22 protein-coding genes and 1 riboswitch are annotated in these 20,574 nt (G+C 69.3%); of the genes, 12 read left to right on the top strand and 10 right to left on the bottom strand.

Annotation, left to right across the window (positions count from 1 at the left end):
* Positions 1 to 40: 40 nt before the first annotated feature.
* A complete protein-coding gene (phhA, locus tag ML342_RS03930) occupies positions 41 to 937 on the bottom strand; it encodes a phenylalanine 4-monooxygenase (RefSeq protein WP_240125622.1) in 897 nt (298 codons plus the stop codon).
* A gap of 129 nt (positions 938 to 1,066) precedes the next feature.
* On the opposite strand from phhA, the gene ML342_RS03925 reads away from it, so the two are divergent.
* Positions 1,067 to 1,546, top strand: coding sequence for an Lrp/AsnC family transcriptional regulator (locus ML342_RS03925; protein ID WP_240125621.1), 480 nt, complete (start codon positions 1,067 to 1,069; stop codon positions 1,544 to 1,546).
* 6 nt (positions 1,547 to 1,552) lie between these two features.
* On the opposite strand, the gene ML342_RS03920 is transcribed toward ML342_RS03925, so the two are convergent.
* The 3 genes from ML342_RS03920 to ML342_RS03910 form a co-directional block, all read right to left on the bottom strand.
* The gene (locus ML342_RS03920) at positions 1,553 to 2,581 is read right to left on the bottom strand and encodes a patatin-like phospholipase family protein (protein ID WP_240125620.1); all 1,029 of its coding nucleotides are present in this window, start codon (positions 2,579 to 2,581) and stop codon (positions 1,553 to 1,555) included.
* 143 nt (positions 2,582 to 2,724) lie between these two features.
* Positions 2,725 to 3,279: a porin family protein gene (locus ML342_RS03915; RefSeq protein ID WP_240125619.1), complete on the bottom strand. Its 555-nt coding sequence runs from the start codon at positions 3,277 to 3,279 to the stop codon at positions 2,725 to 2,727.
* Positions 3,280 to 3,543: 264 nt separating this feature from the next.
* Positions 3,544 to 4,506 (bottom strand): TerC family protein, encoded by a 963-nt coding sequence (locus tag ML342_RS03910; protein WP_240125618.1) that lies wholly within the window; start codon positions 4,504 to 4,506, stop codon positions 3,544 to 3,546.
* A 243-nt stretch (positions 4,507 to 4,749) separates the two neighbouring features.
* On the opposite strand from ML342_RS03910, the gene ML342_RS03905 reads away from it, so the two are divergent.
* From ML342_RS03905 to ML342_RS03895, 3 genes are read left to right on the top strand one after another with little or no spacing between them, the layout of a single operon-like run.
* Positions 4,750 to 5,919, top strand: a complete 1,170-nt coding sequence (locus ML342_RS03905; RefSeq protein WP_240125617.1) for a class I SAM-dependent rRNA methyltransferase — start codon at positions 4,750 to 4,752, stop codon at positions 5,917 to 5,919.
* A gap of 48 nt (positions 5,920 to 5,967) precedes the next feature.
* The gene (locus tag ML342_RS03900) at positions 5,968 to 6,678 is read left to right on the top strand and encodes a VIT1/CCC1 transporter family protein (protein ID WP_240125616.1); all 711 of its coding nucleotides are present in this window, start codon (positions 5,968 to 5,970) and stop codon (positions 6,676 to 6,678) included.
* A gap of 40 nt (positions 6,679 to 6,718) precedes the next feature.
* Positions 6,719 to 8,095, top strand: coding sequence for a DNA recombination protein RmuC (locus ML342_RS03895; RefSeq protein WP_240125615.1), 1,377 nt, complete (start codon positions 6,719 to 6,721; stop codon positions 8,093 to 8,095).
* Positions 8,096 to 8,128: 33 nt separating this feature from the next.
* On the opposite strand, the gene ML342_RS03890 is transcribed toward ML342_RS03895, so the two are convergent.
* From ML342_RS03890 to ML342_RS03870, 5 genes are all read right to left on the bottom strand, one after another.
* Complete coding sequence (locus ML342_RS03890) at positions 8,129 to 9,163, bottom strand: MlaA family lipoprotein (RefSeq protein ID WP_240125614.1); 1,035 nt, start codon at positions 9,161 to 9,163, stop codon at positions 8,129 to 8,131.
* A 25-nt stretch (positions 9,164 to 9,188) separates the two neighbouring features.
* On the bottom strand, positions 9,189 to 9,836 hold the full coding sequence (locus tag ML342_RS03885) for an MlaC/ttg2D family ABC transporter substrate-binding protein (RefSeq protein WP_240125613.1): 648 nt from the start codon (positions 9,834 to 9,836) through the stop codon (positions 9,189 to 9,191).
* A complete protein-coding gene (gene mlaD, locus ML342_RS03880; protein ID WP_240125612.1) occupies positions 9,833 to 10,339 on the bottom strand; it encodes an outer membrane lipid asymmetry maintenance protein MlaD in 507 nt (168 codons plus the stop codon). The genes ML342_RS03885 and mlaD overlap by 4 nt, the downstream gene beginning before the upstream one ends.
* An 80-nt stretch (positions 10,340 to 10,419) precedes the next feature.
* Positions 10,420 to 11,169 carry an MlaE family lipid ABC transporter permease subunit gene (locus tag ML342_RS03875; RefSeq protein ID WP_240125611.1) on the bottom strand — a complete coding sequence of 250 codons (750 nt, stop codon included), beginning with the start codon at positions 11,167 to 11,169 and terminating at the stop codon, positions 10,420 to 10,422.
* On the bottom strand, positions 11,169 to 11,957 hold the full coding sequence (locus tag ML342_RS03870) for an ABC transporter ATP-binding protein (RefSeq protein WP_240125610.1): 789 nt from the start codon (positions 11,955 to 11,957) through the stop codon (positions 11,169 to 11,171). The genes ML342_RS03875 and ML342_RS03870 overlap by 1 nt, the downstream gene beginning before the upstream one ends.
* Before the next feature lie 199 nt (positions 11,958 to 12,156).
* Positions 12,157 to 12,239: riboswitch (Fluoride riboswitch) on the top strand.
* Positions 12,240 to 12,323: 84 nt separating this feature from the next.
* On the opposite strand from ML342_RS03870, the gene crcB reads away from it, so the two are divergent.
* Positions 12,324 to 12,731 (top strand): fluoride efflux transporter CrcB, encoded by a 408-nt coding sequence (gene crcB, locus ML342_RS03865; protein WP_240125609.1) that lies wholly within the window; start codon positions 12,324 to 12,326, stop codon positions 12,729 to 12,731.
* Entirely contained in the window at positions 12,728 to 13,063 is a 336-nt protein-coding gene (locus tag ML342_RS03860) for a DUF190 domain-containing protein (RefSeq protein ID WP_240125608.1), read from the top strand. The genes crcB and ML342_RS03860 overlap by 4 nt, the downstream gene beginning before the upstream one ends.
* Positions 13,064 to 13,065: 2 nt before the next feature.
* On the opposite strand, the gene ML342_RS03855 is transcribed toward ML342_RS03860, so the two are convergent.
* Positions 13,066 to 13,563, bottom strand: a complete 498-nt coding sequence (locus ML342_RS03855; RefSeq protein ID WP_240125607.1) for a hypothetical protein — start codon at positions 13,561 to 13,563, stop codon at positions 13,066 to 13,068.
* Between the two features lie 134 nt (positions 13,564 to 13,697).
* Here ML342_RS03855 and ML342_RS03850 point away from each other — a divergent pair, with 134 nt between their 5' ends.
* The 6 genes from ML342_RS03850 to ML342_RS03825 all read left to right on the top strand — a co-directional run bounded on the left by ML342_RS03850 (position 13,698) and on the right by ML342_RS03825 (position 20,206).
* On the top strand, positions 13,698 to 15,332 hold the full coding sequence (locus tag ML342_RS03850) for an acyl-CoA dehydrogenase family protein (RefSeq protein ID WP_240125606.1): 1,635 nt from the start codon (positions 13,698 to 13,700) through the stop codon (positions 15,330 to 15,332).
* A gap of 106 nt (positions 15,333 to 15,438) precedes the next feature.
* Positions 15,439 to 15,654: a hypothetical protein gene (locus ML342_RS03845; protein WP_240125605.1), complete on the top strand. Its 216-nt coding sequence runs from the start codon at positions 15,439 to 15,441 to the stop codon at positions 15,652 to 15,654.
* Between the two features lie 56 nt (positions 15,655 to 15,710).
* Complete coding sequence (folE, locus tag ML342_RS03840) at positions 15,711 to 16,307, top strand: GTP cyclohydrolase I FolE (RefSeq protein WP_240125604.1); 597 nt, start codon at positions 15,711 to 15,713, stop codon at positions 16,305 to 16,307.
* A 16-nt stretch (positions 16,308 to 16,323) separates the two neighbouring features.
* Positions 16,324 to 16,911 carry a DUF2239 family protein gene (locus ML342_RS03835; RefSeq protein WP_240125603.1) on the top strand — a complete coding sequence of 196 codons (588 nt, stop codon included), beginning with the start codon at positions 16,324 to 16,326 and terminating at the stop codon, positions 16,909 to 16,911.
* A 20-nt stretch (positions 16,912 to 16,931) separates the two neighbouring features.
* Positions 16,932 to 18,191, top strand: a complete 1,260-nt coding sequence (locus ML342_RS03830) for a TCR/Tet family MFS transporter (RefSeq protein WP_240125602.1) — start codon at positions 16,932 to 16,934, stop codon at positions 18,189 to 18,191.
* Between the two features lie 116 nt (positions 18,192 to 18,307).
* The gene (locus ML342_RS03825) at positions 18,308 to 20,206 is read left to right on the top strand and encodes a M61 family metallopeptidase (protein ID WP_240125601.1); all 1,899 of its coding nucleotides are present in this window, start codon (positions 18,308 to 18,310) and stop codon (positions 20,204 to 20,206) included.
* Positions 20,207 to 20,574 lie beyond the last annotated feature (368 nt).

Genomic DNA, 20,574 nt, shown 5'->3' with positions numbered 1-20,574 from the left:
AGGATATAGCGGGCAGCGGCGCCGCGTGCGCCGCGCGGGGTCACACGTCGCCGGCGTGCGCCCAGCCCTCGCCGCTGCCGCGCTGGAATACGCGGTCGCCGGGCAGCACGTCGCCGGCCGGGATCGTCTCCTGCCCGGCCAGGCGCGCGTAGATCGGGGTGAAGTCCGGCCGCGTCGCGTCCATCAGCTGCTCGAAGCTGTCGATCACGAAGTAGGTCTTCTGGTAGGTGTCGATGCGGTAGCGGGTGCGCATCACCCGCTCCAGGTCGAACCCGATCCGGTTCGGCGCGGCGCTTTCCAGGCTGTAGATGGATTCGCCCTTGGAGCTGACGATGCCGGCGCCGTAGATGCGCAGGCCGTCGGGCTGGCGGATCAGGCCGAACTCCACCGTGTACCAGTACAGCCGCGCCAGTTGCATCAGCGCGTCCGGGCCGATGCCGTGCGCCTTCACCCCGCCCTGGCCGTAGGCCTGCAGGTAGTCGGCGAACATCGGGTCCATCAGCAGCGGCACGTGGCCGAACAGGTCGTGGAAGAGATCGGGTTCCTCGATGTAGTCGATCTGCTCGGGCCGGCGGATCCACCAGGTCACCGGAAAGCGGCGGTTCGCCAGATGGGTGAAGAAGTCGAGCTCCGGCAGCAGCCCTTCCACGCCGACGATCTGCCAGCCGGTGGCATCGCCCAGCACTGCGTTCAGGTCGGAGAACTTCGGAATACGATCGGGCGACATGCGCATCGTCTCCTGCGCACGCAAGAAGGCGTCGCAGGCGCGGCCGGGCAGGATTTCGCGCTGACGTGCGTAGAGCTGCTGCCAGACCGCGTGGTCGCTGGGGGTGTAGCTCTCCCATGGCTGCTCCACGGTGCCGGTGGCGTACACCGGCAGCGATCCGCGATCGGTCTGGATGTTCTCGAGGCGGCGGGGCGCGGGCTGTGCGGACATGGCAAGGCGACCACTTAATGCTTGGGGCTTTCAGCCTAAGCCGCGACCGGCGCAAGATGCGTGCATTATTGCGTATATATCGCGATATTTAGCAATATCATTGCGTAAATCGACATTGGAACGACAAAAATGACTGCTGTCGCGCTCGATCGCATTGACCGGTTGCTGCTGGCCGAGCTCCAGCGCGCGGCGCGCCAGACCAATGCAGAGCTGGCCGAGCGCGTGCATCTGTCCCCCTCGGCCTGCCTGCGCCGGGTGCAGCGGCTGGAGCGTGCCGGGGTGATCGCCGGCTACCGCGCCGAGGTCGATCCGGAAAAGCTCGGGCTGGGCCTGCAGGCCTTCGTGCGGGTGCAGCTGAAGAGCCACGACGCGGCGCGCATCGCGGTATTCGCCGAGCAGGTGAACGGCTGGGCGGAGATCGTCGCCTGCTACGCGCTGACCGGCGACATGGACTACCTGCTGCACGTCGTGGTGCGCGACCTGGAGCACTTCTCGCGCTTTTTGCTGGACAAGCTGCTGGCGCAGGCCGAGGTGGCCGATGTCAACACCAGCTTCGTGCTGCGCACGGTCAAGCGCGCGCAGGCGCTGCCGCTGGCCGGGGAGGCGTAGGCCCGGTCAGTTGGCGCGGCAGTCCGGGTCGCGCCGCCACTTGTCCAGCCAGCCGCTTTGCTGGGCGCAGCGGGCCTTGCGCTCGGCCTCGCGCTGCTGCGCGGCGCGGGCGTTGGCCTCCGCGCGTGCCTGCGCCAGCCGCTGCGCCTGCAGCGCGGCGATCTTCGCCCGGATCTGCGGCAGCGCGGCCTGGGCAGCGCGTTCGCCTTCGAGGATCGCGCGGTTGCGCTGGTCGAAATCGGCCGGGCCGATGTCGTTCACCGCGGGGCGGATCACGATGTCCGCCCGCGCCAGTTCGGCCGCGCCCAGCTTCTGCCCCATGATCGCGATGCTGCGGTTGACGTTGCCCAGCAGGCTGGATGGATCGGCGGCGCCGGTGGGCTTGGTGGAGATGTCCACCGCGATCACGATGTCGGCGCCGAGCTCGCGTGCGGCGTCCACCGGCACCGGGCTGACCACCCCGCCGTCCACGTAGTGGAACTTGTCGATCGTCACCGCCTCGAACACCCCGGGGATGGCGCTGGAGGCGCGCACCGCCTGACCGACGTTGCCGCGCACGAACACCGTGCGCTGGCCGTCCTCCAGCCGCGTGGCCACCGCCGCGAACGGCTTTTTCAGCTGGGCGAACGTGCGCTGGCCGAGCTGGGCGTTCACGTAGTCCTGCAGCTTCTGCCCTTTCACCAGCCCGCCCGAGAACAGGCTGACGTCGCGGATGCTGGCCTCATCCAGCGCCACTGCCTTCTGCTGCAGCGCATAGGCATCCATGCCGCCGGCGTACAGCGCGCCGACCACGCTGCCGGCGCTGGTACCGGCCACCACCGCCGGGTGGATGCCGTTGGCTTCCAGCATCTTGATCACGCCGATGTGGGCGAAGCCCTTGGCGGCGCCGCCGCCCAGCGCCAGCCCCACCTTCGGCGGCGGCACCGATACCGCGGGTGCCGGCGCGACCGGCGCGACCACGGGCGGGGCCTTGGGCGTGCTGGCGCAGGCGGCGAGCAGGGCGGCGACACCGGCGAGGATGACGAGGCGAGACATGACGCGGTTGGCTGGATAGAGCGGAAGGGCCGCCAAGCTTAAGACCGCTTGCTGCAACCGAGGCCGAACCGACGGCGTCCGGATCCCGAAAGCACGACTGCCGCCTTGCGGCGGCAGGCGTGGCATCGCTGCTGGCGATCCGGTTAGAAACGCGCTTCCAGGCCCAGCGACAGGGTATTGGCGCTGATGCGCAAGTCGCCGCCCGAGCCCTGGTTGTGGTCGTAGTTCAGGCTGACGCCAAAGGTCTTGCTGAAGTCGTAGCCGGCGCCGATGCCGTAGTACGGCTTGTTCGAGGTCGCGCTGCCGTTGCCCAGCGAGGAGTTGACCGAGAGCTTGCCGCGGGCGATGCCACCGCGCAGCTGCACGAAGAAGCCGAGGCCGGTCGGGGTGGCGTGTTCCTTGACCACCACGCCGAGGCCGATCGCGGACAGCTTGCCCTTCACGTAGTCCTCGCCGTCGTTGTACGTCTCGTCGTAGAAGCGGCTGTAGTGGCCTTCCACGGCGAAGTTCGAGTTGAACCAGTAGCCGCCGCGCAGCGCGTAGGCGGTGTCATCGTCGTGATCACTGCCGATCCCGTCGATCGAGGCCTTGACCTTGCTCTGGCCGACTTCGGCGCGGACGAAGCCTTCACCAGCAAAAGCGGAGGCGGACAAGCTGAACAGGGCCAGCGCGCAGGCCAGCATCAGGGACTTTTTCATAGGCATCTCCTTGTAGTTGTGGATGACACCCACCAATCCTGGTGGGCGGCGCATGCTAGTCGGTCCGCGAGCCAACCCCAAGCCAGCATGCGCCTGTTTTCTGTGGGCGCTGGATGGCTGAGATCGCGTCAGATCGCGGGGTGGCGCGGATTTGAGCATGGAGGCTTCAGAGTAAGCCGACCTGAAAATCGGGTTTTTCTTACCCGAAGATGCAGAGGAGGCCGCGCGCTGCTGCTATTCACGCGCCCACGCCGACGCCTGGCCTCAGTCCTGTTCATCGCGCGCGGCCGGCGGCCGCAGCAGGCTCAGCGCGATGGTGGTGCCGATGATCGCCGCCACCACGCCCAGCGCCAGCAGCACCGGCGGCTTGTACACATCCACCAGCAGCATCTTCGCGCCGATGAAGACCAGCACCAGCGCCAGGCCGTAGGGCAGCAGGTGGAAGCGGTCGGCCATGCCCTGCAGCAGGAAGAACATCGCGCGCAGGCCCAGCACCGCGAACACGTTGCTGGTCAGCACGATGAACGGGTCGGCGGTGATCGCGAAGATCGCCGGGATCGAATCCACCGCGAAGATCACGTCGGTGATGCTGATCATCGCGATCACGATGAACAGCGGGGTGAACTTGCGCCGGCGGCCGCGGCCGATCCACAGCGCGCTGCCCACGTAGCGGCGCACGAACGGCACGTGCGCGGTCAGCCAGCGCAGTACCGGGTTGCGGTCGAGGTCGGGCTCCTCGCCGGCCGCGCGCCACATCTTCACCCCGGTGAACAGCAGGAACGCGCCGAACAGGTAGAGGATCCAGTGGAACCTGGCCAGCAGCAGCGCGCCGGCGAAGATCAGGATCGCGCGCAGCACGATGGCGCCGATGATGCCGATCACCAGCGCGCGCTGGCGCTGCATCTCCGGCACTGCGAAATAGCCGAAGATCATCAGGAATACGAAGATGTTGTCGACCGCCAGCGCCTTCTCGACCAAGTAGCCGGTCAAAAACTCCATGCCGATGCGTTCGCCTTCCGCGGCGCCGAAGCGCTGCCCCGCCTCCCACCACAGCCAGGCGTTGAAGGCCAGCGCCAGCGCGACCCAGCCGAGGCTCCACCAGGCGGCCTCCTTGAACGTGACCTTGTGCGGCCCGCCGTGGCGCATCAGCACCAGGTCGGCCACCAGTGCGGCCATCACCACCAGGCCGAACACCAGCCAGAGAAAGGGGGTTCCGATCGTCTCCATGCAACGCTCCACGCGGGTTGAACCACAAGGGCCGGGCGGCGGAGGCGTCCATGCAGGGACGCATGGAAAGGGAGCGCGCTTCGCCGTTCGGCGAAGGTCTCATCCACAGACCTGGCGGCCTGCCGCGGGGCCGGGGCGGGATGTCCGGCAAGGACATCGGCCCGTCATGACGACCGTCGCGCGCGGGATTACTCCCCTTCTTCGGCGACAATAACCGATCCCGCCCGCCCGCCGTCAAGCCCCATGTCCGAGCCCCTGCCCGTCGTACGCCTGAAGAACGCCTGGAACTCCACCCACCCGTGGATCTTCCAGCGCCTGGTCGAGAAGCCCGCGCAGCGGCTCAAGCCGGGCAGCATCGTCGAGGTGGTCGGGGTGGATGGCGCCTTCGTCGGACGCGGCTTCTACAACGGCCATTCGCGGATCGCCCTGCGCATGCTTGAGCGCGACCCCGCCGTGGCGGTGGACGCCGCCTGGTTCGTGCGCAAGATCGGGCAGGCGGTGCGCCTGCGCCGCGAGATCCTGCGGCTGGACGACGTTTCCAACGCCTGGCGGGTGGTGCACAGCGAGGGCGATGGCATCAGCGGGCTGGTGGTGGACCGCTACGACGACCTGATCGTGGTCGAGTTCTTCAGCGCCGGCGCGTGGCGCCACCGCAGCCTCATCTTCGACGCCCTGCGCGAGTACTTCCCCGGCTGCCGCTTCCACAGTTTCGCGGATGAGCACGTGCAGAAGCAGGAGAGCTTCGATTACAAGGACACCCAGGGCACCGCGCCTGCGATCGTGAGCGAATACGGCGTGCGTTTCCGTGCCGATCCGGCCGGCGCGCACAAGACGGGTTTTTTCGCCGACCAGCGCGAGAACCGGCGCTGGGTGGCGCAGCACTGCCGCGATGCGCGCGTTCTGGACCTGTGCTGCAACACCGGCGGGTTCGCCGTGCATGCGGCGGTGGCTGGCGCGGCTGAGGTGGTCGGCATCGACATCGATCCGGCGGTGATCGAGATCGCGCGCGAAAACGCCCGCCTCAACCAGGTGCGTCCGCGCTTCGTGCAGGCCGACATCTTCCCCTGGCTGCGGGATGCCGCCGCCAACGGCGAGCGCTTCGACGTGGTGATCCTGGACCCGGCCAAGATGACTCGCGACCGCGAGCAGGTCATCAGCGCGCTGAAGAAGTACCTCGACATGAACAAGCTGGCGCTGGGCGTGGTCAAGCCCGGCGGGCTGTTCGCCACCTTCAGCTGCACCGGCCTGGTCAGCGAGGAGCAGTTCCTGGACATGCTGCGCCGCGCCGCGTTCTACGCCGGCCGCAGCGTGCAGGTGCTCAAAGTGGCCGGCGCCGGCCCGGACCACCCGTGGCTGGTACAGGTGCCGGAAAGCCGCTATCTAAAGGCCGTGTTCTGCCGCGTGCTGGACTGATATCGCAACCTGCGCCTACCTTCAGTCCGAATGAAACAAAGGATCTCCATGCCTGCCGAACGCCACCACCATTACCACGAGGCCCATCGCAGCCAGCATTCCGGATGGCTGCGCGCCGCGGTGCTGGGCGCCAACGATGGCCTGATCTCCACCAGCAGCCTGGTGCTCGGGGTCGTCTCGGCGCAGGCGGCGCCCACCACCATCCTGCTGACCGGGATCGCCGGGCTGGCGGCCGGCGCGCTGTCGATGGCGGCCGGCGAGTATGTCTCGGTCAGCTCGCAGGAAGATGCGGAGCTGGCCGATATCCGGATGGAGCGCGCGGCGCTGGAACAACATCCGGAGGCGGAGCTCGAGGAGCTGACCCAGATCTATATCGGGCGCGGGCTGGAGCCGGGGCTGGCACGGCAGGTTGCGGAACAGCTCAGCGCGCACGATGTGCTCGCCGCCCACCTGCGCGACGAGGTCGGCATCCACGACCTGCAGCGCGCGCGCCCGGTGCAGGCGGCGCTGGCATCCGCCGCCTCGTTCACTCTCGGCGCGCTGCCGCCCGTGCTGTTGGCCTGGCTGTGGACCGCGCCGGGGCTGACCGCGGCGATCGTGGCCAGCACCCTGCTACTGCTGGCGGTGCTGGGTTATGTGGCCGAGCGCGTCGCCGGTGGCGGCGGCGTCAAGGGCGCGCTGCGGGTGCTGGTCTGGGGTGCCCTGGCGCTGGCGGTCACCGCCGGCATCGGCCGGATCTTCGGGATCAGTGCCGGCTGAAGTCGCAGGGGATGCGACCGCGCGCCGCTACACTGGCGCCATGGAGACGAATACGCTGCTTTTGCTCGTGCTGCTCGCGATAGTGATCGTGATCGGCTTGTTGCTGGCATTGCTGCTGCGCGCGCCCGGCGAGCGCCTGGCCGAACTGCTGCGCGCGCAGGCGCGCGAAGGCCGCGACGAACTGCGCGCCCAGCTCGACAGCTTCGCCTTGCAGCAGGGCCAGCGCATCGACGGGTTCGGCCTGCAGGTGCAGGCGGTGGCCACCCGCACCGACGCGCGTCTGGACGAGCTGACCGCGCGCACCGATGCCCGCCTGGAGGAACTGCGCGCGGCATTGACCGCCGATGCCCGCCAGGCGCGGCAGGAGCTGGCGGCGCAGCAACAGCGCCACGCCGAGACCCTGGCCGCCAGCCTGCGCGAACTCACCCAGCGTAACGAAGCCCGCCTGGGCGAGCTGCGCGCCACCCTCGAGCAGCAGCTCACTGCCCTGCGCGAGGACAACGCGCGCAAGCTCGAGCAGATGCGCGCCACCGTGGACGAGAAGCTGCACGCCACCCTGGAAACGCGCCTGAGCGAGAGTTTCGCCAGCGTCCACCAGATGCTGGCGCAGGTGCACCAGGGCCTGGGCGACATGAGCAAGCTGGCGGCCGACGTCGGCGGGCTGCAGCGGGTGCTGACCAATGTGAAGTCGCGCGGCATCTTCGGCGAAGTGCAACTGGCGGCACTGCTGGAACAGGTGTTCGCGCCGGATCAGTACGCCGCCAATGTCGAGACCGTGCCGGGCAGCAACCGGCGCGTGGAATTTGCGGTGCGCTTCCCTGGAACCACCGGCGAGAGCACGGTGTGGCTGCCGATCGACGCCAAGTTCCCGCGCGAGGACTACGAGCGCCTGCTGGACGCGCAGGAGCGCGGCGATGGCGAAGCGGTGCGCGCCGCCGGCGAGGCGCTGGAGCGCACGGTGCGGCTGCAGGCGCGCGAGATCCGCAAGTACGTGGCCAGTCCCTACACCACCGAGTTTGCGGTGATGTTCCTGCCCACCGAAGGGCTGTACGCGGAAGTGCTGCGCCGGCCTGGGCTGTTCGAGGCGATGCAGCGCGAGCACCGCGTCACCCTGGCCGGGCCGACCACCCTGCTGGCGCTGCTCACCAGCCTGCAGATCGGCTTTCGCACGGTCGCGATCGAGAAGCGTTCGGCCGAGGTCTGGCGGATCCTGGAGAAGGCCAAGACCGAGTTTGGCAAGTTCGGCGACGTGCTGGACAAGGTGAAAGAGAAGCTGGACCAGGCCAGCAAGCAGATCGAGCAGACCGGGGTGCGCACCCGCGCGATCGAGCGCAGTCTGCGCGAGGTGGACGTCGCTGTGGAGCTGCGGAACGAGCCAACGCCGCGTCTGGGCGGCTCGGATGCCGTGGCGTCTTGAGCCGGCGTCCTGCGTGGCCGCGCCGGCGCCGAATCAGGGCTGTTGCGCAGGTTCCGGTGTTTCCGGCACCGCCGGGGCATCCATCAGGTACGGCGGCAAGGCATCGACACCCTCGTCGGCGTGCTTGCGGTCGTTGTCGATCAGGTAGCGCCGGCGTGCCAGCCAGGCGTCGCGGGTGAGGGTGTAGTCATCCGGCGCCGACGCGCGCAGCGTATCCAGGCTCAGCAGGCCGGCGCGCAAGTCCACCGCCTGCAGCGCCTGCAACCCGACGCGGGTGCGATCCTGCTCGATATGGTTCAGCGGCGACAGCGGGTAATCGCCGGCCTTGCCAAAGGCATCGCGCAGGGTGCTCGGCCCGAAAAACGGCAGCTCCAGATAGCGCGACTCGCGCCAGCCCCAGCGCGCGAACGTGCGCCCGAGGTCGGCGCTGTGGCGGTGCATCTTCAGTTTCTTGCCGGCGGGATCGAACAGACCGCCGATGCCGATGGTGGTATTGACCAGGAACCGGCCCAGGGTTTCCGCCGCCTCGCCCGGACGCCCCTGCAGCAGCAGGTTGACGAAGGTGACCGGCGTCCCCAGGTTGTCGAAGACGTTGCTGATACCGGTTCGCACCGGCGCCGGGAGTGCCGCGGTATAGGCATGGGCCAGCGGGCGCATCAGCGCGCGGTCCACGGCCAGGTTGAAGGCATGGATGCGGCGGTTCATCGGCTCCCACGGATCGAAAACAGCCGGCGTGGCAGCGCCGTTGCCCGCCGCATCGGTCTGCCCATAGATCGCATCGAAATCGGTTTCCGCTGCCTCCACGGCGGCATCGCTGGTCACAGCAGGCGCGGTTGCCACGGGCGGTGGCGCGGCACTGGCAGGGGGCTGCGTGACGCTGGTTGCAGGCGGGGTGACGGCGGCCGCGCCGGCGTCGACGGTGGGAGTGTCCTGCTGCGCGCGCGCCTCCTGCGGTGCAGGGGCGGTGGCTGCGCTCTCCCGAGCCGGCGCGGCATCCGCGCGCACGGCCTGGCCGGCGCACCCGGACAGCGTCAGCAGCAGCAGTGGAGTGGATATCAGACGCGGCATGGGCTTCTCCCGAGGCGAGCGGATGTCAACGCCCGCCCGTAGTGGTCGCCGCCGGCGCGACGCCATTACGCAGATCGGCCGCGACCTGCGCGATCGTCTTCTGTTGCAGCGGGCCGTCGAACTGGCTGCGGAAGGTCTGCACGTAGGACACGCCTTCGATCATCACGTCGAAGATCTTCCAGCCGCCGTTGTTGCGCACCAGGTAGTCCACCGGCACCGGCGCGCCGTTGTCGCGCAGCAGCTCGGTGGAGACCTTCACGCCGCGTCCGCCGGGCAGCGCGGTCTCGCCCTTCAGGCGCAGCCGCGGGTGGCCTTCGAAGTCCAGCAGGGCGCTGCCGTAGCGCTGCATCAGGTTGTCGATCAGCGCATCCGCGAACAGCTTGACGTCGGCGTCGCTGGCGCCGCGGGCGTGGATGCCGAGAACCAGGCGCGCCGCGTACACACTGTCGAAGTTGGCGCGCAGGGCGCTGTCGACATAACGGCGCAGGGCCGCCGGATCCTTACGGAACTCGGCGCGGCGCTGTTGCAGGGTGGTGAGGATCTGGTTGCCGGTGGCGACCAGCTGCGGGCCGGGGTTGGCGGCGGCGGCCGGCGCGGTCTGCGCCAGCGCGGGCGCGCAGGCCAGCAGCGGCATGCCGAGGGCGAGAGAGAGGCTCAGGAACAGGGACTTCATGGCTTGGCTTCCGTGGGGGTGGGGGCCGCGGCCGGCGCCGAGGGCGCCGCGCCGCCGCCGAACATGTACTTGCCGGCGAGCTGGATCAGATCCACCGCCGGCTGGGTGAAGGCGATCTGCTCGCCGGGCTTGAGGGTTTCGGGGTCGCCGCCGGGCTGCAGGCCGACGTAGCTGTCGCCCAACAGGCCGCTGGTGAAGATGCCGGCCGAGGTATCCGCCGGCAGCTGGTAGCGCGCGTCGATGTCCAGCGTCACCACCGCGTTGAACGTTTTGGGATCCAGGGTGATCGCGGCAACCCGCCCCACCGTCACCCCGCCGATCCGCACCGGCGCCTGCAGGCGCAGCTGGCCGATCGAGGTGAAGCTGGCGCGCAGCGGGTAGTGGGCGCCACCGTCGCCGAACTTGCGGTTGGTGGACACGAACGCGAGCACCAGCAGGGATGCCAGCGCCACCAGCAAGAAAGCGCCGACTGCGAACTCGATCCTGGGGCGACGGATTGCCATATGCGACCTCTATACGTACGGGAAGGGCGTCTTACGCGCCCCGGCATTGGCGCCCGCGCGGTGCGCGGGGCGCCGGTGTGTCATTTGAACAGCAGCGCCGACAGCACGAAGTTGAACATCAGCACCAGCAGCGAGGCGTTGACCACCGCGCGGGTGGTGGCCACCGAGGTGCCCTCGATGGTCGGCTCGGCGTAGTAGCCGGCGTATGCTGCCACCAACGCCGCGGTGCCGCCGAACACCGCCGATTTCAGCAGCGCCACGCCGAAATCGTCCCAGGCATCCACGCTGTCCTGCAGACGCGACCAGAACGTGCCGTTGTCCAGGCCCAGCGACGGCACCGCCTCGAACCAGCCGGCGGTGACCGCGAGCAAGCAGAACAGCCCGGTCAGCAGCGGCAGGCTGATCACCGCCGCCCAGAACCGCGGGGCTACCGCCGTGGCGACCGGGTCGATCGCCATCAGCTCCAGCGCCTTGATCTGGTCGGTGGCGCGCATCAGGCCCAGCTCGGCGGCGATCGAGCTGCCGGCGCGGCCGATGAACAGCAGCGCGGTCAGCACCGGCCCCAGCTCGCGGTACAGCGACAGCCCGAGCAGGGTGGAGAGCGCGTCGGTAGCGCCGAAGGTGGTCAGAGTGCGGTAGCCCTGCAGGGTCAGCACCAGGCCGACGAAGGCGCCGCCGACCACGATGATCGGCAGCGAGCGCGCCCCGATCTTGTAGATTTCCTTCACCAGCTCGACCAGCAGATCGCGGCTCGGGCGCGAGGCGCGCAGCACCGAAAGGGCGAACAGCCCGGAGCGGCCGAGCGCGCGCAGGGTATCCGTCAATGCCATCAGGCGGCCCTCTGTCCGGTGACGTCGTCGAATGCGATCGGCCCGTGCGGGCTGCCGTCCAGGAACTGCCGCAGCAGCGGATCCTGGCTGGCCTGCAGCGCCTCGGGCGTGCCGTCGAACACCAGCGTGCCGTTGGCGACCACCACCGCCTGGTCGCAGACCGGCAGGGTTTCGCGCACGTGGTGGCTGACCACGATGCAGGTCAGCCCCAGCGACTGGTTGAGCTGGCGCAGCAGCGCCATCACCACCGCGCTGGCGATCGGGTCGAGCCCGGTCAGCGGTTCGTCGCACAGCAGCAGCGGGGGATCCAGCGCCAGCGCGCGCGCCAGCGCGGCGCGCCGGGCCATGCCGCCGGAGAGCTCGCGCGGGAACAGGTCGGCCGCCGCGCCCAGACCGACCGCATCCAGCTTGGCCTGCACCCGCGCCTGGATCTCGGCCTTGGGCAGGCCGGAATGGGCGCGCAGCGGCAGCGCCACGTTCTCGGCCACGGTCAGGTCGGTGAGCAGCCCATTGCCCTGCAGCAGCACGCCCAGCCGCTTGCGCATCTCCAGCAGGCCGCGCGAGTCGCGCGGCACTACCTGGCCGAACACTTCCAGCGTGCCCTGCGCCGGCACCAGCTCGCCGGTGATCGCCGCCAGCAGGGTGGACTTGCCGCTGCCGGACGGGCCCAGCACCGCGGTCATGCTGCCGACCTGCACCTCCAGGCTCAGCCCGCGCAGGATGGTGCGTTCGCCATAGCCCAGGCGGACATCGGACAGGCGCACGGCGGGAGAGGTGGAGGTGGGCATGGGTTCTGAAGAGTGGCAGGCGCAGCGCGTTCAGCTTGGCGGGCCTGCCCTGAACGGGGTCGAAGCAACGTTGAACTTATGGGTTCAAGAATTATGGCCGATTTGCGCGCCGGTTGACGATCCGACAGGGCCGCCGCTCGGGACGCACTGTTGCACCTGCCGGCAACGGCGGGATCGGGGCAGGTAGGGGCAGGTATGATCACGCGCAGGAGATGGCATTTTTCCCGCGGCACGAGCGGCGAACCGGCTCCGACGAGGGTGCCTGATGATGCCTATGACCCGGATTTTCCGGCGTGCAGGGCAGGGTGTTGGCATGGGCTCGGGCAGGCCAAGATCAATCATGCGAGGCGGACGAGGCGTACATCGATGAACCTGCTCTCTGCCTTCGGGATCTTCGTTGGAGCCGGTATCGGCGCGCTGGCGCGCTGGGGCCTGGGCCTGGCGCTCAATCCCCTGTTCCCCACCGTGCCGCTGGGCACGCTGGCCGCGAATACCCTCGGCGGCCTGCTGATGGGCGTGCTGCTGGCGCTGTTCAACCAGTTCGATGCCCTGCCCCCCGCGCTGCGGCTGGCGCTGATGACCGGTTTCCTCGGCGGGCTGACCACGTTCTCCACGTTCTCCGCCGAGATCACCACGCTGATGATGCGCGGCCAGTTCGGCTGGGCCGGCGCCGGCATCGCGCTGCACGTCGGCCTGTCCCTGCTCGCCACCTGGGCGGCCTACATCGCCACCCATGCCCTGCTGCAGGCGCAAATCCAGGGAGCAAGCTCATGAAAGGCATCCACCTGCGGATTTACACCTACGAGAACACGCGCCACCAAGGCAAGCTGCTGTACGAATGGCTGTTGCACAAGGCGATGGAGTTGGGGATTCCCGGTGGCTCGGTGTTCCGCGCAATGGCGGGCTACGGTCGCCATGGCGTGCTGCACGAGGAGCATTTCTTCGAGCTGGCCGGCACCGAGCCGGTGCTGGTGGAGTTCATCATGCGCCCGGAGCAGGCCGACGCGCTGCTCGATCTGCTGCGCCGGGAGAAGGTGCAGGCCTTCTACGCGCGGATCGAAGCCGAGTTCGGGATCATATCCGCAGATTCGGGAAGTCCACGCTGAGCTCAATGCACGCGCATCCCCGGTGGGCGACGTGCGGGTGCCAGCGCCACGGCAGGCACCGGCAGCGGGGTCTCGCGCAGGCCGCGCAGCACCTGGGCCAAGGCGTCGTAGTGCGCCGCCAGGTGCGCGAACAGCTCGGCATAGGCCGAGCGGCAGGCGTCGGCCAGGTCGCGGTAGGCGCTGCGGCCCAGGGTCAGGAAATAGTCCAGGCTGACCCGGCGGCGCTGCGCCAGCGTCGGGAACAGGCCGGCGATCAGCAGGCAGCGGTCGCCGACGTCGCGCAGGGCATCGGCGCGCGACTGTCCAACCAGCGCTTGCGCGCGCAGCCAGTCCAGCGCCTGCACGTGTGCGAGTAGCTGCGGATCGTTCTGGTGCCGCAACAGCAGGAACACCAGATAGCTTTCCTGGGATTCATCCAGCGGGACATGGCTGCGCTTCTCGGCGTCGCGCAGCAGGTCTTGCCAGAGTTCGGCGGCGGTGCCTTGGCGGACGGTGTTCATGGCGACCTCCCATCGATGCGCGTGTGTTCGACGTTAGCGCAGATCGTGCTGCGCATGTTGGCAGCAGCCGCTCTCGCTTGCTGACATCTACGGCACAATGCCGGCGGGCTTGACGGGCAAAGTGGAGGAATGTGATGGAGCAGCCACATTTCCAGACCCACGAGGTGTTCAACCAGCCGCCGCCGCCCGGGCCGTTCGACCTGTGGAAGGACGATGCCGCGCTGCGCGAGGCGGTGGCGCGCGAGGGCGGCTCGGCATTCTCCGCAGCGCTTTCGGGCTACGGCGCGCTGGCCGGCGACGCGCTGCTGCAGCTGGCGGACGCCGCGCACCGCGATCGTCCCCGTCTGCAGGCATTCGATGCCTACGGCCGCCGCGTCGACCGGGTCGCCTTCAGCGCCGCCTACCACGAGGTGATGGGCACGGCGATCGCGCACGGCGTTGCGGGCCTGTCGTGGGCGCGGCCGCAGCCGGGCGCGCACGTCGCGCGCGCGGCGCTGAGCTATTTGCACTATCAGGCCGAACCCGGCAGCAGCTGCCCGCTGACCATGACCCACGCCGCGGTGCCGGTGCTACGCCAGGCGCCGGCCCTGCGCGAATGGGCTGCCAAGGCCTGTGCCTTCGAATACGACGGCCGCGATCTGCCGATGGCGCAAAAGCGCGGCGTGACGCTCGGCATGGGCATGACCGAAAAGCAGGGCGGCAGCGATGTGCGCGCCAACACCACGCGCGCCACGCCGCTGCAGGCGGAGGGCGAATATGCGCTGGTCGGGCACAAGTGGTTTTTCTCGGCGCCGATGTCGGATGGCTTTCTGGTGTTGGCGCAGGCGCCCGGCGGGTTGACCTGCTTCCTGCTGCCGCGCTGGCGCCCGGACGGGACCAAGAACGCGCTGCGGCTGCTGCGCCTGAAGGACAAGCTGGGCGACTGGTCGAATGCGTCCTCCGAAGTCGAGTTCGAGGGTGCCTGGGCGTACCGCGTGGGCAGCGAGGGCCGCGGCGTGCCGACCATCCTCGAGATGGTGATGCTGACCAGGCTGGACTGCATGCTGGGCTCGGCCGGGCTGATGCGGATGGCGCTGCGGCAGGCGCTGCACCACGCCCGCCACCGTCGCGCGTTCGGCAAGCGCCTGCTCGACCAGCCGCTGATGCGCCGCGTGCTGGCCGACCTGGTGCTGGAGTCGGAGGCTGCGACCGCTCTGGCGCTACGGGTCGCCGGCGCGGTCGATCGCGCCTCGACGGATGCGCGGGAGGCGGCGCTGGCGCGGATCGCCACCGCGAGCGGCAAGTACTGGATCTGCAAGCGCGCGCCGGCATTCGTCAACGAGGCGCAGGAATGCCTGGGTGGCCTCGGCTATATCGAGGAGACGCTACTGCCGCGGCTGGTCCGGCAGGCGCCGCTGAACTCGATCTGGGAAGGCTGCGGCAACATCCAGTGCCTGGACGTGCTGCGCGCGCTGGCGCGCGAACCGGAGACCGGCGCGGCGCTGCGCGCGCAGTGGCAGGCGGCGGCCGGTCGCGACGCGCACTTCGATGCCGCGCTGCAGTCAGGCCTTGCCATGCTGGAGGCGGGCTGCGACGAAGCCGGCGCGCGCGCCTTCGTCGAGCGCCTGGCGCTGCTGCTGCAGGGCGCGATCCTGCTGGACGCGCAGCATCCACTGGCGCGCGACTGGTGCGCGGCGCGGCTAGGCCCGGGGCGTGCGAGCACCTATGGCAGCCTGCCGGGTGTGGTCGATGCCGATGCGGCGCTGGCGCGGGTGACGGGCCCGGATTGAGGGCCGGTCGCGCGGGTTTCGTCGGCATGCGTGAGGATTCGTCGCAAACCTGTTGCCGGGCGCGACCGCGTGCGCCACGCTCGCGCCGCCAAAGGAGGTCAAGGCCATGAGGACCCTCACCGCCCTGCTGCTGTGGTGCCTGCTGTTCGTGCTGTGCTGGCCGCTGGCGCTGCTGGCGCTGGTGCTGTGGCCGCTGGTCTGGCTGCTGTCGCTGCCACTGCGGCTGGTGGGCATCACGCTATCTGCGGTATTTGCCTTCCTGCGCGCGCTGCTGTGGCTGCCGGCGCGACTGCTCGGTGGGCGGGCCGTGGCTTCAGGATGACCCGTGGCGGCGGCCGATCGCGCTACCATGCAGCCCCCTGCATGCCCGGAGCCCCCATGGCCGACGACATCCGTAATCACGTCACCCGCCAGCAAGCCGAGGAGGCCGTGCGCACGCTGCTGCGCTGGGCTGGCGAGGATCCAACCCGCGAAGGGCTGCTGGAAACGCCCAAGCGGGTGGTCAGCGCCTATGAGGACTGGTTCAGCGGCTATGCGCTGGATCCGGATGAATACTTGGCGCGAACCTTTGAAGAGGTGGGCGGCTACGACGAGATGATCGTGCTGCGCGACATCGCCTATGAAAGCCACTGCGAGCACCACATGGCGCCGATCATCGGCAAGGTGCACGTGGGCTACCTGCCGGATGGCAAGGTGGTGGGCATCAGCAAGCTGGCGCGGGTGGTCGAGGCCTATGCCCGCCGCTTCCAGGTGCAGGAGAAGATGACCGCGCAGATCGCAGGGTGCATCCAGCGGGTGTTGCAGCCGCGCGGGGTGGGCGTGGTGGTGGTGGGAACCCATGAGTGCATGACCACCCGCGGCATCCACAAGCGCGGGGTGAGCATGGTCACCAGCAAGATGCTGGGCAGTTTCCGCGAGGATGCGCGCACCCGCGCCGAGTTCCTGCGCTTCATCGAGGTCGATCCAGGCCGCTGATGGCGAGGAGCCGGCCTTGATTTCCCCCAGCCTGCGCTGCACCGCGTTTTCCGGCAGTGATCGCATCGCCACTGGCGAGCTGCGCCACGTCGCGCTGAAGGCCAAGCAGGCTTACGATGCCTACCCCGAGCGGCCGCTGCGGGTATTCGACGATGCCGAGGCTCGCCTGCTGGAGCTGCCGCTGCACCTGTCGCCGGCCGACCTGTTGGCATGGCTGGCACAACCGCGGCGAGAGGGCGATGCGGCGTCCCCGCGCCTGCGCCGGCCCGGGCGGCCGAAGCTGGGCGTGGTGGCGCGCGAGGTGACCCTGCTGCCCGCGCAATGGGAGTGGCTGGCCGCGCAGCCGGGCGGCGCGTCGCTGGCGTTGCGGCGGCTGGTGGACGCCGCGCGCGCGGTCAGCGCTGCGCAAGATCGCCGGCGTGCCGCGCAGGAGGCGGCTTACCGCTTCATGCAGGCCATGGCGGACGGGCTGACCGATGTCGAAGCCGCCGCGCGTGCGCTGTTCGCGGCGGAGTACCACCCGTTTCAAGCGGCGATTGCGGGCTGGCCGGAGGATGTGCGCGAGCACGCCGAATGGCTGGCCAGCGATGCCTTCGGCATCTGAACTGCGACTTCCCCCATGCCATGAGCCCGATTTCCCCGCATCCCGCCCGCAAGGCCGCGCTCGCCTTCATCTTCGTCACCGTGCTGATCGACGTGCTGGCGTTCGGGCTGATCATTCCGGTGCTGCCGCACCTGGTGCAGCAGATGGTCGGCGGCGCGCTGTCCACCGCAGCGTATTGGATCGGGCTGTTCTCATTCGCCTTCGCGCTGGTGCAGTTCTTCAGCGCGCCGGTGCAGGGCGCGCTGTCCGACCGCTTCGGGCGGCGCCCGGTGATCCTGCTGTCCTGCCTGGGGCTGGGCGCGGACTTCGTGTTCATGGCGCTGGCGCCGACCCTGGGCTGGCTGTTCGTGGGCCGCATCATCTCCGCGATGACCTCGGCCAGCTTCACCACCGCCAATGCCTACATCGCCGACGTGCTGCCGCCAGAGCGGCGCGCCAAGGGCTTCGGCATGATCGGCGCGGCGTTCGGGCTGGGTTTCATCATCGGGCCCTTGCTCGGCGGTGTGCTCGGCACCCTGGATCAGCGCCTGCCGTTCTGGTGCGCGGCCGGGCTGGCGCTGCTCAACTTCCTGTACGGGCTGTTCGTGCTCCCGGAATCGCTGCCGCGCGAGCGCCGCAGTCTGCGCTTCGACTGGCGGCACGCGCGCCCCTTGGGCGGGGTGCGACTGCTGCGCGAACACCCCCGAATCTGGGGTTTGGCGGCCGTTGCCTTTCTCGCCAACTTCGCCCACTACGTGTATCCCAGCACCTTCGTGCTGTACGCGGATGCCGCCTTCGGCTGGAAGGAGCGGCAGGCCGGCTACGTGCTGGCGGTGGTCGGGGTGCTCAGCGTGATCGTCAACATGGCGTTGGTGGGACGGCTGGTGAAGGCCCTGGGCGAGCGGCGCGCGATGCTGCTGGGCCTTTCCTGCGGCGCCTTGGGTTTTGCGCTGTATGCCGTGGCCACGCAGGGCTGGCTGTTCCTGCTGGGGTTGCCGATCAGCGCGCTGTGGGCGGTGGCGGGGCCGGCGACCATGGCGCAGATCACCCAGCGCGTGCCGGCCGGCATGCAGGGCCGCATCCAGGGAGCGCTGAGCAGCCTGGTGTCGCTGGCCGGGATCGTGGCGCCGGCCACCTTTGCCGGCACCTTTGGCTACTTCATTGGCCCGCATGCGCCATTCCGCCTGCCCGGCGCGGCCTTCCTGGTGGCCGCATCCCTGCTGGCGCTGGCCGTGCTGGTGGGCTGGCGGTATGCGCGCGAACCGGCAGCGGCCTGCGCGGTTGCGCCCGAAGGCGGCTGAAGCCCGCCGGCCGCGAGCGGCGCGCAACCAACCCGAGCGGGCATGTCTTTCGGCAGAGGGGAGGCAGGTGCGCCATCGGTAGGATGCAGGGCTACCCCCGCTGCCCGGAGCCTGCCATGAAGCGCCGCCTGCTGCCCCTCGCCCTGTCCCTGCTGCTCGCCGCAAGCGCCCACGCCCAGGCGCCGGACATCCCGCCGCCGCAGGACGTGCCCTATCCGGGCACGATCAAGCTCGAAGTGGATGCCACCAACCTCAGCCAGCGCATCTTCCGGGTGAAGGAGACCCTCCCGGTGCAGGCCGGCCCGCTGACCCTGCTGTATCCGAAGTGGGTGCCGGGCGGCCACAGCCCGCGCAATCCGATCGACAAGATCGCCGGCATCACCTTCAAGGCCAACGGCAAGACGCTGGACTGGAAGCGCGACCCCCTCGACGTCAACGCCTTCCACCTGGACGTGCCGGCCGGGGTCGGCGAGATCACCGCCGAGTTCGACTACCTCACCCCGACCAGCCCCAGCCAGGGCCGGATCGTGATGACCCCGGACATGCTCAACCTGCAGACGCTCTCCACCGTGCTGTACCCGGCCGGCTACTACGCGCATCGCATCCCGTTCGACCTGCGCGTGACCTACCCGGCCGGCTGGACCGCGTTCACCGCGCTCAAGGAAGACGGCCGCAGCGGCGACACCGTGGACTACCAGGACGTGCCGCTGGACATCCTGGTGGATTCGCCGGTGTACGCCGGCCGCTATGCGAAGAACATCGACCTCACCCCGGCCGGCAGCAAGGTCCCGGTGAAGCTGGGCGTGATCGCGGACGCGCCGAAATACCTGGAGGCCAAGCCGGAGCAGGTCGCGCTGCACAAGGCGATGGTGGAGCAGGCGATCAAGCTGTTCGGCGCCCAGCACTACGACCACTACCAGTTCCTGTTCTCGCTGTCCGAGCAGATGGGCGGCAACGGCCTGGAGCACCAGCGCTCCAGCGAGAATGGCGTCGGCACCGACTACTTCACCGGCTGGAACGAGAAGATCGGGTTCACCGACCTTTTGGCGCACGAGTACACCCACAGCTGGAACGGCAAGTACCGCCGCCCGGCCGACCTGTGGACGCCCAACTTCAATGTGCCGATGCAGGACAGCCTGCTATGGGTGTACGAGGGCCAGACCCAGTACTGGGGCAACGTGCTGGCCGCGCGCAGCGGCATGCGCCCGCTGCCGGCCTCGATCGACGCGCTGGCGCTGGTCGCCGCGACCTACGCCGAGAACCGCCCGGGCCTGTCCTGGCGCAACATCCAGGACACCACCAACGACCCGATCATCGCCAACCGCGCCCCGCGCGCCTACCGCAACTACCAGATGAGCGAGGACTACTACTCCGGCGGGCAGCTGATCTGGCTGGAGGCGGATGCGCTGATCCGTGCCAAAACCGGCGGCAAGAAGTCGCTGGATGATTTCGCCAAGGCATTCTTCGGGGTCAACGATGGGGAGTGGGAGACGCAGAACACCTACACCTTCGACACCGTGGTGGCCACCCTCAACGGGGTGCTGCCGTACGACTGGGCGACCTTTCTGCGCGAGCGCCTGGACGGCAAGAAGGGCCTGACCGGCGGGATCGAGGCGGCGGGCTGGAGGCTGGTGTTCAAGGACACCCCCAGCGCCTATGCCAAGGCCAACGCGCGCTGGGGCGGCGCCGACTTCACCTATTCGCTGGGCCTGAGCATCGCCAAGGACGGCAGCATCAACGACGTGCGCTGGGACAGTCCGGCGTTCAACGCCGGCATCGGCAGCGGCGCCAGCGTGGTGGCGGTCAACGGCCAGGCCTACAGCAGCGAGGCGCTGGAGGAGGCGGTGCGGGCCGCGGCGAAGGATCCGAAGGCCTCGATCGAGCTGCTGCTCAGGGAGTTCGACCGCTACCGCACGGTCAAGCTGGATTACCACGGCGGCCTGCGCTATCCGCACCTGGAGCGCATCCCCGGCAAGCCGGACCTGCTGACCCCGATCCTGACCGCGCGCAAGTAAACCGCCGCGCCAGCGGTGTTGCCACGGGGCCCGCGCAAGCGGGCCCCGTGCGTTTATGGGGCATAGGGTCGGGCGGACGAAAGGGTCAGAAAAATCCTACCCGAAGGCGAGAAAAGCTCTCATGGCGGCGGCCGCCGGTTGCCGCCAAGCTTGCCTCACCGGCAGCGCTCGGATCCGCCCGTGACCCCTGGGTGGCGAAGGATTCCCTTCCGCTGCGGGCCCCGTCAGGGAGGACGGGGCTGCCGGTTCCTCGATCCTCTATGGGTACGCGCCATCGCCTGCATGGCCAGGCGGTGGCGTTTTCGTGTTGGGGGGCCTGGGCTCGCGTCGTCGCCGGCGCATCGCATGCGCGGCGCGGCGACGCTTGC

This window comes from Thermomonas alba (assembly GCF_022419205.1).
Classification (GTDB): Bacteria; Pseudomonadota; Gammaproteobacteria; order Xanthomonadales; family Xanthomonadaceae; genus Thermomonas; species Thermomonas alba.
The sequence above is the reverse complement of the archived record's forward strand: the minus strand, read 5'-3'. Positions and strand labels throughout refer to the sequence as shown.